Origin of the sequence: Streptomyces lonarensis (assembly GCF_012033735.1) — a bacterium.
GTDB lineage: Bacteria > Actinomycetota > Actinomycetes > Streptomycetales > Streptomycetaceae > Streptomyces > Streptomyces lonarensis.
The window spans coordinates 1-13,969 of record NZ_JAAVJD010000146.1 but is presented as its reverse complement, the minus strand read 5'-3'; the positions used below and the strand labels follow the sequence as shown (position 1 = coordinate 13,969).

Annotated in this window: 13 protein-coding genes; 9 read left to right on the top strand and 4 right to left on the bottom strand. The window is 74.1% G+C overall.

Translation table 11 applies throughout. The annotated features are described in order from the left end of the window. Nucleotides 1-51: 51 nt before the first annotated feature. The 3 genes from HCN56_RS17290 to HCN56_RS17280 are packed head-to-tail and all read right to left on the bottom strand — an operon-like array spanning nucleotide 52 to nucleotide 3,441. Entirely contained in the window at nucleotides 52-1,065 is a 1,014-nt protein-coding gene (locus HCN56_RS17290; protein WP_167972159.1) for a 3-oxoacyl-ACP synthase III family protein, read from the bottom strand. Beyond that, nucleotides 1,062-1,730, bottom strand: coding sequence for an SRPBCC family protein (locus HCN56_RS17285; protein ID WP_167972157.1), 669 nt, complete (start codon nucleotides 1,728-1,730; stop codon nucleotides 1,062-1,064). The genes HCN56_RS17290 and HCN56_RS17285 overlap by 4 nt, the downstream gene beginning before the upstream one ends. A gap of 40 nt (nucleotides 1,731-1,770) precedes the next feature. Further along, a complete protein-coding gene (locus HCN56_RS17280; protein ID WP_167972155.1) occupies nucleotides 1,771-3,441 on the bottom strand; it encodes a thiamine pyrophosphate-binding protein in 1,671 nt (556 codons plus the stop codon). Between the two features lie 216 nt (nucleotides 3,442-3,657). Here HCN56_RS17280 and HCN56_RS17275 point away from each other — a divergent pair, with 216 nt between their 5' ends. The 5 genes from HCN56_RS17275 (at nucleotide 3,658) to HCN56_RS17255 (ending at nucleotide 8,220) form a co-directional block, all read left to right on the top strand. Continuing rightward, entirely contained in the window at nucleotides 3,658-3,909 is a 252-nt protein-coding gene (locus tag HCN56_RS17275; protein ID WP_167972153.1) for an acyl carrier protein, read from the top strand. Continuing rightward, nucleotides 3,906-4,820 carry an SAM-dependent methyltransferase gene (locus tag HCN56_RS17270; RefSeq protein WP_167972152.1) on the top strand — a complete coding sequence of 305 codons (915 nt, stop codon included), beginning with the start codon at nucleotides 3,906-3,908 and terminating at the stop codon, nucleotides 4,818-4,820. The genes HCN56_RS17275 and HCN56_RS17270 overlap by 4 nt, the downstream gene beginning before the upstream one ends. Further along, nucleotides 4,821-6,143, top strand: a complete 1,323-nt coding sequence (locus tag HCN56_RS17265; protein WP_167972150.1) for an FAD-dependent oxidoreductase — start codon at nucleotides 4,821-4,823, stop codon at nucleotides 6,141-6,143. After that, complete coding sequence (locus tag HCN56_RS17260; RefSeq protein WP_167972148.1) at nucleotides 6,140-7,138, top strand: SDR family oxidoreductase; 999 nt, start codon at nucleotides 6,140-6,142, stop codon at nucleotides 7,136-7,138. Before HCN56_RS17265 ends, HCN56_RS17260 begins: the two co-directional genes overlap by 4 nt. A gap of 107 nt (nucleotides 7,139-7,245) precedes the next feature. Next, nucleotides 7,246-8,220 carry an SDR family NAD(P)-dependent oxidoreductase gene (locus tag HCN56_RS17255; protein WP_167972146.1) on the top strand — a complete coding sequence of 325 codons (975 nt, stop codon included), beginning with the start codon at nucleotides 7,246-7,248 and terminating at the stop codon, nucleotides 8,218-8,220. Nucleotides 8,221-8,246: 26 nt separating this feature from the next. On the opposite strand, the gene HCN56_RS17250 is transcribed toward HCN56_RS17255, so the two are convergent. Further along, complete coding sequence (locus tag HCN56_RS17250; protein WP_167972144.1) at nucleotides 8,247-8,840, bottom strand: TetR/AcrR family transcriptional regulator; 594 nt, start codon at nucleotides 8,838-8,840, stop codon at nucleotides 8,247-8,249. A gap of 87 nt (nucleotides 8,841-8,927) precedes the next feature. Between HCN56_RS17250 and HCN56_RS17245 the strand changes: the two genes are divergently transcribed. The 4 genes from HCN56_RS17245 to HCN56_RS17230 form a co-directional block, all read left to right on the top strand. Beyond that, nucleotides 8,928-10,388 (top strand): MFS transporter, encoded by a 1,461-nt coding sequence (locus tag HCN56_RS17245; protein WP_167972142.1) that lies wholly within the window; start codon nucleotides 8,928-8,930, stop codon nucleotides 10,386-10,388. A 31-nt stretch (nucleotides 10,389-10,419) separates the two neighbouring features. Beyond that, nucleotides 10,420-11,427, top strand: coding sequence for an acyl-CoA desaturase (locus HCN56_RS17240; protein WP_167972140.1), 1,008 nt, complete (start codon nucleotides 10,420-10,422; stop codon nucleotides 11,425-11,427). After that, nucleotides 11,424-13,130, top strand: a complete 1,707-nt coding sequence (locus HCN56_RS17235; protein WP_312871276.1) for an AMP-binding protein — start codon at nucleotides 11,424-11,426, stop codon at nucleotides 13,128-13,130. Before HCN56_RS17240 ends, HCN56_RS17235 begins: the two co-directional genes overlap by 4 nt. 47 nt (nucleotides 13,131-13,177) lie before the next feature. After that, nucleotides 13,178-13,969 (top strand): aminotransferase class I/II-fold pyridoxal phosphate-dependent enzyme (locus HCN56_RS17230; protein WP_167972138.1); only part of this gene is annotated, 792 nt, incomplete at its 3' end.

The window sequence follows — 13,969 nt, the reverse complement described above, 5'->3', positions numbered from 1 at the left end:
GCCGGACGGCGGGCTGTGCCGCCGTCCGGCCCCGGCCGCGTTCGGCCGCGTTCAGGCGGCGTGCCAGCGGATCGCCGCGGCACCCGCGTAGTCCCCGGCGTGGGCGAACCCGGCGAGGACCAGCAGGCTGTCGTCGGCGATGCCGTCCTCCCGCAGCACGTGGTCGAGGGTGACGGGCACCCCGGCTCCGAAGAGGTTCCCGAACCGGTCGAAGGTGTCGGGGTGCCGCTTCGCGTCGATGCCGAGCCGCTCCTGCCACTGGCGCAGGAAGACCCGGTTGGGCTGGTTGGTCACCAGCAGGTCGACGTCCTCCGGGCCGGAGCCGAGGTCGTCGCAGACCTCGCGCACCACCTCGGGGACGAGGCGGTTGCCCCGCTCCACGATGTCGGCGACCTTGCCGGGGGTGAACCCGACGTGCATCTGGCTCTCCCCCGGCTCCCAGTAGCGCCGGCCGTCCGACAGCGTCAGACCGCAGTCACGGGAGTACTCCCCCAGGTTGCGGGTCCGTACCGACAGCACCGGCGACCGCGCGGAGGCGGTGACGTAGCCGACGCCGCAGCCGTCGCCGGGGATCATGGCCTCCGGCAGCGTGCGCACCCGGGACTGGGCCATGACCGTGCCGGCGCCGTTCTGCACGTTGCAGAGCAGCGCCGCGTTCGCCTGCCCGCTGCCGATGAGGGCGCGCGCCAGCCGGAGCATGTGGACGAACGAGGCGCAGCCGCCGTTGTGCGCGTCCAGCACCCAGTCCGGGCGCAGTCCGAGCCGGTGGCTGGTCTCGGCTCCCGACCCCGTGAAGGGCAGGTCGGGCAGGAGGACGTTGGTGATGACGGTGTCGATGCGGGCGGCCTCGTCGGGGCCGATCCGGTCCAGCAGGGTTCGGGCCGCCTGCTCGATCATGTCGGCCGCGGTCTCCTCGCGGTCGACGTGGTGCCGGTGCGAGGGCGGCCCGAACATGTCGTGTCCGGCCATGGGGGCGTCCTCGCCCTGCTGGTCCAGAAACCACTGGGTGTCGATCCGCCGCGGCGGGAGGTAGGACGCCACCTCCATCAGGCTGACGGTCCTCATGCGGTACCGGACTCCCGGGGGGTCCCACCGCCGTGGTGGAACTCCAGGATCTTCTTCAGGTTCTGGAGCTCGACCCAGTGGCCGGCGTAGAAGAGGTTCCAGAAGTCGCCGACCCAGGGGCGGTCGGGCGAGGTGGCCAGCTCGGGGTGGGGGTTCTTGTCGTAGTAGGGGTGGCGGCAGTTGGTCCAGAGCACGACCGATCCGGGGCGGCCGAGGACCAGTTGGGCGTCGATGATGCGGTAGAGGTAGATCATCCACAGCTCGTCGCCCTGGTCCCAGGCGCAGTGCATGTCGACGGTGAGCGCGGCGGGGTCGGTGTGGAACTGCATGTAGATGGGCGTCCGGTCGTCGACCAGGGTGTCGCGCCCGACGTGCAGCCCGGGCCGGCCCTCGACGGGGCGGAAGTCCCGGGTGCTGTAGGTGTACTCGTTGAGGTTGCGGATGTCGCTGAGGTAGTCGAAGACGGCGCGCGGCGGTGCGTCGATGTACTCCTCGACGGTGCAGAACCGCCCGTACACCTCGTCGTAGGTGAAGCTCTCCTTCGTCAGCTGCTGGGCGTGGACGACGGCGTCCTCGCGGGAGGTGGTCTCCCAGCGGAGGAGCCCGGGGACGTCGGCGATGTACGGCGGGATGGCCGGCGGCGGGGTGTAGGGCTCGGTGGTCACGGGGTTCCTCTCGTCGGGGCGTGCGGGTACGGGTTCGCCGTCAGCGCGCGGCGGTGGCGGCGTGGCGGAACGGTTCGAAGGGGGGCGTCTCCCGGTGGTCGACGGCGATGTCGATCACGCGGGGCCCGGTGGCCGGCGGGCCCGCCAGGGCGGCGCGCAGCTCGGCGGCGGTCCCGACCTGGTGGGCTGTGACGCCGGGGAGGAGGGCCGCGAGCCCGTCGGCGATGCGGGAGGACCGGAACAGGTTGTAGCTGTAGTCGGCCGCGAAGTAGACCTGTTCACGGGTGTGGCACATGGCGTGGGCGTTGTTGTTGAGCACCAGGTAGGTGACGGGGAGGCCGAGTTCGGCGGCGGTGTGCACCTCCAGGCCGTGCATCAGGAACGACCCGTCGCCCGCGACGACGTAGGTCGGCGCGCCGGTCGCCAGTGCGGCGCCGACGGCGGCGCCGAAGCTGTGGCCCATGCCGCCCATGCCCTGGGCGACGACGAACCGGCCGCCGGGCGGGGTCGGGAGGTGGTGGATGGCGGTGGCGCCGCAGTTCCCGGCGTCCACGACGACGGTGGCGCCGTCCGGCAGCAGCGGGGCGAGGGTCTCCACCGCGCCGCGCATGGTGAGCTCTTCGTGCGGCTCCGGGCCGGGCGGTGCGGCGTCGCCGGGTGGGCGGAGCCGAGGCGCGGCGGGGGTGAGGCCGGACGCCAGCGCCGCCAGTTCGCCGCGGAGCGGTCCGGGGAGGTGGTGGAGGTGGGGGCCCTCGTCGAGGAACGGCGGCTCGGTGCCGAGGAAGACCACCGGCCGGCCGCTGAGCCGCTGCCGGAGGTCGCCGCCGGCGAACAGCGGGAGGCGGGTTCCGGCGACGACGACCGCCGACGCCGCGTCGAGGGCGTCGCGGACGGCCGGGTGACCGATGGGCCCGGTGACGCCCAGGAAGCGCGGGTGGGCGTTGGCGTGGACGTCCCGGGCGTCGGGGGCGGCCGCCACGTCCGCGTCCAGCACCTCGGCGAGTTCGGCGAGTTCGACGCGGGCGTCGGCGCGGGCCACACCCCGGCCGGCGACGATCGCCACCGGGCCGGCGGCGCGGGCCCGGCGCAGCACGTCCAGCGCGGCCTCGCGCGCCGCGGCGGGCGCGGGCGGATGGGAGCGGGGGGCCAGCGGCCGCGGCGCCGGCGGGGACGGCAGCGGAGCCTGCTGCACGTCCTTGGGCAGCAGCAGCACGGCGGGGCCGGGGGTCTCGCTGATCGCCGCCTCCCAGGCGTTGCGGAGCAGTTCGGGAACGTCGCCCGGTTTCTCGGCGCGGGCGCAGGCGACGCCGAGCTCGGTGAACAGTCGCAGCGCGTCGATGCTGCCGGCCTCCCCGGAGGTCTCCTGGAAGGAGCCCCGGCCGTCGAGCGCGGCGGGCGGCTGCCCAATGAGCACCAGCGCGGGGACGCAGGAGGCGCGCAGTTCGGCGATGCCGGGCACCAGGTTCATGGCCCCGGCGCCGGAGGTGGCGACGACGACGGCGGGGCGCCCGGAGGCCCGGAAGTGGCCGTCGGCCATGGCCGCGGCGGAGAACTCGTGCTTGGCGACGAGGGCCCGCAGCGGCGGGCCGGCGCGGTGCACGGCGTCGTAGAGGTCCTCGATGTTGGCGCCGCCGACACCGAAGACGTGCCGGAGTCGCTGAGCCGTGAGGAATGCGGCGATGTGGTCGACCACGCGGGCGGAATGACCCATGGGGAGCGTCCCTTGTGCCGTCGGGGAATGGGAGCGACACCGCATTCTGTTTCCGCGTTCCGAGGCCGGGCAATGACAACCCCCTGCCAGGGACGGCGGAGCAGTACCGGCGGTACGTGCTAGCAGACTTCTGCCAGTCGCTTGCCATGCCGGATCGCGGTGCGGCCGACCTAGGGTGATCCCGCCATGCAGCCGGTTCACCGAAAGGTCGTCACCATGGTCACCACTTCGATGGTCTGCGAACTGATAGCCAAGAAGCTCGGCAGCAAGGCCGGGGCGCACACGTTGGACGCCGAGACCCGCTTCGACGCGGTGGGGCTCTCCAGCCTGCAGATCGCCGACATCGTCTACGAGATCGAGGACGAGGTCGGTATCGAGTTCGACCCGGGCCGCGCCGCGGACGTGAAGTCCGTCGGCGACCTGGTGGCGCTGGCCAACGCCACGCGCTCGGACGGCGTCGAGGCGTGAGCGCGCCGGCGCCGGCGGGCGCGCCGGCGGACACCGTGGTCAACGCGGGGGCGTCGGCGGAGGCGATCCGCCACCACTACGACGTCTCGGACGCGTTCTACGCGCTCTGGCTGGACCGCTCGCTGACCTACACCTGCGCGCTGTGGGGCGAGGACGGCGACCCGGCGGAGACGCTGGAGCGGGCGCAGGAACGGAAGTTGGACCACCTGATCACCGGGGCCCGCGCCACCGGTGCGCGGCGGGTACTGGACGTCGGCTGCGGCTGGGGCAGCATGCTGCGCCGCCTGACGCAGGCGCACGGCGTCGGCCACGCCGTCGGGGTGACGCTGAGCGAGAGCCAGGCCGCGTGGTACCGCCGCGGGCCGGCGGAGCGCACGGAGCTGCTGCTGGAGTCCTGGCAGGAGCACCGCCCCGAGGACGGCGGGTACGACGCGGTGGTCTCCATCGGCGCGTTCGAGCACTTCGCCGCGCCGGGCCTGCCGCGGGCCGAGCGGGTGGCGGTCTACCGGGAGTTCTTCGACCGGTGCGCCCAGTGGCTCCCGGTGGGCGGTCGCCTCGCGCTCCAGACCTGCGTCAAGGGCAACAACGTGGTGATGGACCGCCGCACGGTGGCGGATCTGCTCTTCATCATGAAAATGATCTTTCCGGAGTCCGAGATTCCGGCGGTGTCGGAAATCGTCGAGGCGTCGGAGCGGACGTTCGACATCGTGGGAATGCGCAATGACCCCGACCACTACGCGCGTACCGCCGGCGTCTGGCACGAGCGGTTGACGGCGCGTCGCCCGGAGGCGGTGGAGATCGCCGGCGAGACCACCGTCGCCCATTACGAGCGGTACCTGTCGAGTTCCGTCGAGCATTTCCGCAACCGCCATCTCGGGCTCTCCCGCTTCGTATTCGAGAAGGTGCGCTGAATGACCGATGTGAAACATGTCGTCTACTGGCACGAGACGGAGCACGCGGAACCGGGCCCGCCGCTGCGCGAGTCGGTCGACTGCGACGTGTGCGTGGTGGGCGGGGGCTACACCGGCCTGTGGACCGCCTACTTCCTGAAGAAGGCCGAGCCGGCGCTGGACGTGCACGTGGTGGAGGCGGAGTTCTCCGGCCACGGGGCCTCCGGGCGGGCCGACGGCTTCGTCACCCCCACCGTCGGAAAGGACATCCAGGCGCTCGTGGCGCGGTTCGGCGAGCAGCGCACCGCCGACGCCTCCCGCGCGGTGGGCCGGTCGATCCTGGAGATCGGCCGGTTCCTGCGCCGCCACAAGGTGGACGCCGAGTTCGAGGCCAACGACTACCTGCTGGCGGCGACCACCCCGGCGCAGCTGCGGCGGCTGGAGAAGGACCGCGCCCTGGCGGCCCGGCTCTCCGGGGGTGCCGGTCCGGCGCTGCTCGGCGCCGCGGAGACCCGGGAGCTGATCGGCTCACCGGCGCTCACCGGGGCGCTGCGCACCGGTGGGGCGCTGGTCAATCCGTTCAAGCTGGCCCGCGGGCTGGCGCGGGTGGTCCGGGAGGCGGGGGTGGTGATCCACGACCGGACGCCGGTGCTGCGGGTCCACCCCGGGGTCCGGCCCACGGTGGTGACGCCCGGCGGGCGGGTCGTCGCGGACAAGGTGGTCATCGCCGCCAACGCGCACCAGTTCACCTTCCCGCCCTTCCGGGACCAGGTCATCCCGGTGTGGAGCTACGCGCTGGTGACGGACCCGCTGACCCCGGCGCAGCTGGACCGGATCGCCTGGGAGGGGCGCGAGGGGCTGGTGGAGGCCAAGACCTTCCTGACCTGCGCCCGCTTCACCGCGGACAACCGCGTGCTGTGGGCGGGCGGCCCGGCACTGTACTTCCGCAACCGGGACACCCGGCGGCGCCGGATGAACGACCCGCGGGCGTACCGGGTGCTGGTCGAGGAGTTCCGGCGGTTCTTCCCGATGTGGGACGACGTCCGGTTCCGCTACGCCTACGGCGGGACGGTGGACATCGTCCGGGACTTCGCCCCGCACTTCGGGCAGCTGCCGGGCAACCTGTTCTACGGCTACGGCTTCTGCGGCAACGGCATCTCCGCGACGCACACCGGCGGCAAGGTGCTGCGCGACCTGGTGCTCGGCAAGGACTCGGAGTACGCGCGGCTGCTGTACGTGGACGACGATTCCCGTCGGCGGCAGGCGTTCCCGCCGGAGCCGCTGCTGTACGCGGGGGTCCGGGGCGCGTGCCGGCTGATGGACTGGCGGGAGGCGCGCGCATGAGCCGCCGTCCGGTGGTGCTGCTGACGGGGGCCTCCGGCGTCGTCGGGCAGTCGTTGCTGCGGGAGGAGGCGGAGGTCACGCTGCTGGCCGCCGCCCGGGGGCCCGTCGAGGCGGGGCGCGCGGCGCGCGTGGTGCGGTGCGACGTGTCGCAGCCGCTGCTCGGTCTCACCGCCGACGCCCACCGGGCGCTGGCGGCGGAGGTCGACGCGGTGGTCCACTCGGCGGGACTGACCGAGTGGGGCCGGCCGGCGGCCGACTACGAGCCGGTCAACGTCGAGGGGACCCGCCACGTCGCGGAGTTCGCGGCGGCGGCCGGCGCCACCGTGCACTTCATGAGCACCGCCTTCGTCGCGGCGCTGTTGCCCGGCGCGCCGGGGGGCCTGACGGAGTCGAACGTGACGACGCCGTACGTGCGGTCCAAGCTGCGCGCGGAGCAGCTGCTGGCGGAGAGCGGGGTGCCGCACACCGTCTTCCGTCCGACCAACCTGATCGGTGATGCGGTCACCGGCCGGACCTCGCGCGGGCAGATCGTCCAGTCGATCTCGGACTGGATCTGCCGGGGCCGCGCCCCGTTCGTGCCGGTCCACGCGGGCAACCGGATCGACGTGGTGCCGCAGGACCTGCTGTCGATCGCGGTGCTGCGGGCCGTGGAGCAGGGGGTCGACTCGGGCGAGTTCTGGGTGACGTACGGCCCGGAGGCGATGGACATGGGCGAGGCGCTGCGCATCTGCACGGAGCACGCGGCCGAGCGGGGGCGGACGCTGACGCCGGTGCCGGTGCTGGACCCGGAGGACCCGCGGGCGCGGGAGGTCGCTGGGCTCTCCCCGATGACCCGCACCTACCTGTCGGTGCTGCGGGACGTCAGCGAGGTGACCCGCGCCGGCGGCGGGGTGCTGCCGACCTCGATGCCCGAGCTGCGGGACCGGTTCGGCGTCCCGAAGGTCGCGGACACCGAGGCGTACCGCGCCACGCTGCGGTTCGCGGCGGGCGGGTGAGCGGGCCGGGCCCGGGCCGCGGCGACGCGGCCGTCCCGGCGGCCGGAGCGGTTCCGGCGGCCGGTGTCGTGAACGGCGCAGACCGATCGACGAGAGGGGACGGGGAGATGGACGACGCGACGGACGACGCGGCGAACCGGCCGGCGGACGAGGCCGCGACCGAGCCGTGGGCGCCGCCGGTGCTCAGCGGCACGGTGGCGGTGGTGACCGGGGCGAGCCGCGGCGTGGGCCGCGGGATCGCGCTGGCGCTGGGCGAGGCGGGCGCGACGGTGTACGTGACCGGCCGCAGCTCGCGGACGGGCGACCGGACGGAGGGGCTGCCGGGAACGGTCGAGGAGGTGGCCGAGGAGGTCACCGCGCGCGGCGGCCGGGGGGTGGCCGTGGTGTGCGACCACACCCGCACCGAGGACAACGAGGAGCTGGCCCGCCGGGTCGGCGCCGAGCACGGCCGGTTGGACCTGCTGGTCAACAACGCCTGGGGCGGGTACGAGCGGTCCGCCGACGTCCGGTTCGACGCGCCGTTCTGGCGGCAGCCGATGTGGCGCTACGACCTCTGCGCCGCCTCGCTGCGGGCGCAGTACGACGTCACCCGGCTGCTGGTGCCGCTGATGGTGGAGCTGCCGCGCGCGCTGGTGGTGGGGATCGGCTACACCGACGGCGGGACCTATCTGGGCCAGGCCGCGTACGACGTGTTCAAGCACGGCTCGGACCGCCTGAACCGCGCCTTCGCCGCCGATCTGCGGCGGACGGCGGTGACCGCGCTGGCGCTCCACCCGGGGTTCGTGCTGACGGAGCGGGTGGCGGCGGCGGCCGACCTGATGGGCTCCGGCCCGGCGTCGATCGCGCACACCCCGGAGTACGTGGGGCGCGCGGTGGCCTCGCTGGCCGCCGACGCCGGGGTGGCGCGCCACGCCGGCGAGGTGCTGGCCACCGGGGACCTGGCCCGGGAGTACGGCTTCTGCGACGTCGACGGCCGCCGCCCGCCGGTGTTCCGACTGGAGGGCCGGCTCTCGTTGGCGACCCGGATGGACCGGTTGAACCGGGCGGTGGCCGCCGCCGGCGGCGCGGGCGAGGAGCGGTGAGGGGGCGGCGCCCGCGGTGGCGGGGGTCAGCCGCCGGGCGCGGCCATGCACCGGTCGAGCAGCGCCGCGCACTGGCGGCGCAGCTCGGCCGGCGGGAGCCGGTCGGGGAGGCAGACGCCGGCGAAGAGCATGCCGTCGATGCCGGTGACCAGCATCTCGGCGGCGCCTGCCGGGTCGGGGGCGCCGAGGTGACGCAGCAGCGCCTCCCCGCTCTCGCTGAAGAGCCGCCGCCAGCGTGCCAGGTGTCCCTGCAGCGCCGGTTCCCGGGCGGCGTGCAGGAACAGTTCGAACCGCGCCATCGTCTGGTCGCGGGCGGAGGTGAGGAACGGTCGCAGCACGCGCGCCAGTTCGTCGGGTGCCTCGGGGTGCGGGGCGCCGCCCAGCACCTCCCCCATCACCTGGCGGTCGCGGTCGGCGAGATGGGCGATCACCTGCTCGATGAGGGCGTCGCGGGTGCGGAAGTGGTAGGTGGTCGCGCCGTGCTTGAGGCCGGCCTCGTCCTCCACCCGCCGGTGGCTGAGCCGTTGCAGCCCGTCCCGGGCGATGACGGTGACGGCGGCGTCCAGCAGTCGCAGCCGGGTCGGGCTGCGATGGGACGGGGAATCGATTGACGACTGCATGCCACCACCCTAGGGTCCTACGTTTGTAGAAATCTCTACTACGATCGTAGCAAGACCATCGGTGCACTCGACCGTGCGGGAGACCCCATGACGCACTCGCCCCCCACCACCGCCATCCGGAAACCGGCCGCCGCGGCCGGCCTGGTGTTCGCGGTCACCTGCGGCGCCCAGTTCAGCGTGATCATCGACGACACCGTCGTCGCGATGGCGCTCCCGTCGATCCGCGAGGACCTCGACTTCCGCGCCGCCTCGCTGGCGTGGGTCGTGGACGCCTACATGCTGCTGTTCGGCTGCTTCCTCGTCCTCGGCGGGCGCTGCGCCGACCTGTTCGGCCGCCGCCGCGTCTTCCTGACCGGTCTGACGATCTTCACCGTCGCGTCCTTCGTCGGCGGCATCGCCACCACACCCGAGATGCTGATCGTGGCGCGCGGCGTGCAGGGCCTGGGCGCCGCGCTCCTCAGCCCCGCCGCGCTCTCCATCCTGGTCAACACGTTCACCGACCCCGGGGAACGGCGGAAGGCGCTGGGCGTCTGGGGCGGGCTCACCGGTATCTCCGGCGTCACCGGCGTCCTGCTGGGCGGCGTCATCACCGACCTGATCAGCTGGCGCTGGGTCTTCTTCGTCAACATCCCCATCGGCGTCCTGCTGTTCGCCCTGGCGATGGCCCCGGCCATGGCCGACCGCGACGAGCGCGACTCCCGCGTCCGACTGGACACCACCGGCGCCCTGCTGCTCACCGCCGGCCTGCTGCTGCTGGTGCACACCGTGATCAGCACCGAGCACCGCACCTGGGACTCCGCCGCCACCCTCGGGGGCCTGGCCGTCAGCGTCGTCCTGCTGGCGCTGTTCGCCGTCCGGGAGAAGACCGCCGCCGAACCCCTGATCCGGCTCTCCATCTTCCGCAACCGGCAGATCGTCCTCGCCAACCTCATGATGCTGCTGGCCGCCTCCGGCCTCTACGGCATCTTCTTCTTCCTCACCCAGTACATGCAGCTGGTGCAGGAGTGGTCGCCGATGCGCGCCGGCCTCTCCTGGGCACCGTTCGGCGTCACCATGGCGCTGTTCTCCGGCATCGCGATCCAGCTGCTCCCCAAGGTCGGCGGGCGGCTGCTCTGCTTCACCGGCCTCTCCGTCGCCACCGTCGGCCTCGGCCTGCTGCTGCGCACCAGCGTCGAGGGCAGTTACGCCACCGAGGTCCTGCCCACCCTGCTGCTGTGCTCCGCCGGCTACGGCCTGGCGCTCGTCCCGCTGGTGGTGGCCGCGGTCAGCGCGGTCGACCGCCAGGACACCGGGGCGGCGTCGGGAATCCTCAACTCCGGCCAGCAGATCGGCGGGGCCGTGGGCCTGGCCGTGCTCGCGACGCTCGCCAGCAGCCGCCTCACCTCCTCCAGCGAGTCCGGCAACGCGCTGCCGCAGGCACTCCTGGACAGCTACCACACCGCGTTCCTCACCGGCACGGTGCTCACCGCCGTCGCCGCCGTCACCGCGCTGGGACTGCCGTCCCTGCGCACCGAGTTCGACCCGGAAACCACCCAAGGCGTCCAGTGACGCACCGACAGACCAGATAGCGAGGTGGCCGATGGACGGCCGAGAACACCGCTGGTTCATCCTCACGGCGTCCGTGGTACCGCTGCTCGCGGTGCTCGCCGGCATGGTCCTGCTCTGGAACCGTGTCTTCGGATGGACCGACCTGCTCGTGCTGGTGATCATGTACGTGGTCGCGGGCATCGGCATCTCCACCGGCTACCACCGCATGCTCACCCACCGGTCCTTCCAGACCTACCGGCCGATCCGGGTCGCCCTGGCCACGGCCGGGGCGATGGCCGGGCAGGGGCCGCCCATCATCTGGGCGGCCCACCACCGGCGCCACCACCGCGTCGCCGACAAGGAGGGCGACCCGCACAGCCCGCACCTGGACTTCGAGCCCGGGTTCCGCGGGGCGGCCGCCGGCATCTGGCACGCCCACCTCGGCTGGCTCTTCAACAGCCGCCTCACCTCCGACCCGCTGCGCTACTGCCCCGACCTGACCCGGGAGAAGTCGCTGCGGTGGCTGAGCGAGAACTTCGTCCTGGTGGTGGCGGCCGGGATCGTGCTCCCGGGAGTCCTCGGCTTCGCCCTCTCCGGCGGTTCGCCGGCCGCGTTCCTCACCGGCATGCTGTGGGGCGGGCTGGTCCGCATCTTCCTGGTCAACCACATGACGTACGCCGTCAACTCCATCGGCCACTACTTCGGCCGGCGCCGGTTCACCACCACCGACGAGTCCCGCAACATCGCCTGGCTGGCCCTGCCCTCCTTCGGCGAGGCCTGGCACAACAACCACCACGCCTTCCCCCGCTCCGCGCGCCACGGCATGCGGTGGTGGGAGGTCGACCTCTCCGCCGTCTTCATCTGGGGGCTGGAGCGCACCCGCCTGGCGTGGAAGGTGATCCGCATCGACACCGAGCGGCTGTCCATGCGGGAGGCGGGAGTCAGCCGCGTGGAGGCCGCCGGCGCCGACCGCGACGCACTGCTCCGCGGCCAGCAGGACCTCGTCCCGCTCGCCGAGCGCCGGCCCGACGCGGCCCCCTCCCCAGTGGAGGTCGAGTGAACGCCGTCCCGACCGCCGCGGGCGCCCCGGCCGCCCCGGCCGGCGCCCGGACCCGGGCCGCCGACCCCCATCCCGGGCTGTGGGAGGCGCTGCTGGGCGGCTCCGGCCGCGGCACCCTCCACGCCTGGGAGGGGGACCGCTTCTCCCACACCACCTGGGCGGCGGTGACCGCCGACGCCCGCGCCATGGCGGGCACGCTGCGGGCGGCGGGTGTCGTGCCCGGCACCCGCGTCGCGGCGGTGCTCTCCAACACCCCCGAGGCCGTCCGCGGGCTGCTCGCCGCCTGGATCGCGGGGGCGGCGGTCGCCTCGCTGCCGCTGCCCGCACGCGGGATGACGGCGCCGGAGTACGGCGCCCAGATCACCGCGCTGCTCGACCGGGTGGACCCGGTCGTCCTGCTGGCCGACCCCGGGCTGCTGCCGATGCTGCCGGCGACCGCCGGGCGCGACCTGCCGGTGCTGCCGTGGACCGCGCTGACCGGCGGGCCCGGCGGTGTCGAACCGTGCCCGCCCGGCCCCGACGAGACCGCCTTCATCCAGTGCTCCTCGGGCTCGACCAGCGTGCCCAAGGGATGCGCCCTGACCCCGCGGGCCATCGCCGCCCAGCTCGGCATGATGCTGGAGATGGCCGGCTCGACCCCCGGCCGCGAGGTGATCGGCTGCTGGCTGCCGCTCTCCCACGACATGGGGGCCTTCGGCTGCCTGCTCAACTCCTGGGCCTACGACTTCGACCTCGTGCTGTCCACCCCCGAGCGGTTCGGCATGGCGCCGCGCAGCTGGTTCCGCGACCTCTCGGAGTTCGGCGCCACCATGACCGCCGGCACCAGCACCGCGCTGCACCTCGCCACCCGGGCGCAGAGCCGCACCACCCCGCTCCCCCGCGAACTGGCCCTGCGCGTGCTGACCCTGGGGGCCGAACGCGTCGACTGGGACACCATCGCCGCCGCCACGGAGCGGTTCGCCCCCTCCGGCCTGCGCCCGGAGGCGTTCATGCCCGCCTACGGGCTCGCGGAGGCCACCCTCGCGGTGGCCTGCACCCCGTACGACCGCCGGCCGCACGCCGCCGCCTTCGACCGCGACGCGCTGCTCGCCGGCCGCGCCGAACCCGCGCCCGAGGGCGCCCCGGGCTCGGTCCGGCTGGTCTCCAACGGACCGGCGCTGCCCGGGGTGCGGATCACCGCGGGCCCGCCGGGCACCAGCGCCGAACTGCACATCTCCTCCCCCAGCCTCGCCACCCACTACCACGGCGACCCCGAGCGCACCGCCGAGCGCTTCACCGGCGGCGGGCTGCGCACCGAGGACCTCGGGTTCGAGCACGACGGGGAGATCTACGTCGCGGGCCGCTCCGACGACCTGCTGTCGGTCGGCGGCCGGAAGATCTACGCGGCCGAGGTCGAGGCGGCGCTGGACGCCCTCGGGCCGCTGCGCCAGGGAGCGTCGGTCCTGCTGGACACCGGGCGCGCCGGGGCGGTGGAGCTGGTGCTGCTCACCGAACCGCGCCGCCGCCGGGACGACTTCCCCGCCATCGCCGACGACATCGCGGCGGTGGCCCGCGGCACGGCCGGCGTCGCGCTGGCCGAGTGCTGGTTCCTGGAGCAGGGCACGGTCCCGCGCACCCCGAGCGGCAAGGTGCAGCGCAACCGCTGCCGGGCGCTGCTCGGCGACGACCGGCTGCGGACCATCGCCCGGGTCCGGCTGGGGTGAGGACGGATGACCCCGCCCCGTCACCGACACCACCGAGGAGCACACCCGTGACCGATACCGCCGACGGGACGAAGCACCCGCCGCGCTCCGGCAGTTCGTTCTTCCGCTCCGGCCCGGACGACCCGGACGCGCTGCGGCTGCACCTCAACGAGTCCGCCCACGGCCCGCCTCCGGCGGCGGTCGCCGCGGTGAGCGAGGAGGCCGCCCGGGCGCTGGAGCGGTACCCCGACAGCGCGTACGACACCCTGCGACGCGCGCTGGCACACCATTTCCGGGTGGCGCCGGAGATGGTCGCCGTCGGCAACGGGGTCGACGAACTGGTGCTGCTCACCGCGCTCGCCACCGCCCGCGACGCCGGGGCGCGCGTCACCACCACCACGGGGACCTTCCCCGGCTACGCCGCCTCGGCGGCCACGGTGGGCGCGCCCCTGCACACGCTGCCGACCGTCGGGCACGCCGTTCCCGTGCCGGCGGCCGCGGCGGTGCTGGCGGCGCACACCGGACCGGTCTTCGTCTGCAACCCCCTCAACCCGACCGGCGCCCTGCTCGACGGGGGCCAGGTGGGGCAGTTGCTCGCCGCGGCCGAGGACGCGCCGGGCACCCTGGTGATGGACGAGGCGTACCTGGACTTCGCCCCGCCGGGGTCGCACCACGCGCTGGCCGCCGTCCGGGAGGGCGCCCGCGCCCTGGTGCTGCGCACCTTCTCCAAGGCGTGGGGGCTGGCGTCGGTCCGGGCCGGCTGCGCCGTCGGCCCGCCGGAGCTGATCGCCCGCCTCGACGCGGCCGCGCGGGCGCTGCCGTTCCGCGTCGGCCGACCCGCCCAGCGGGCGGTGCTGGCG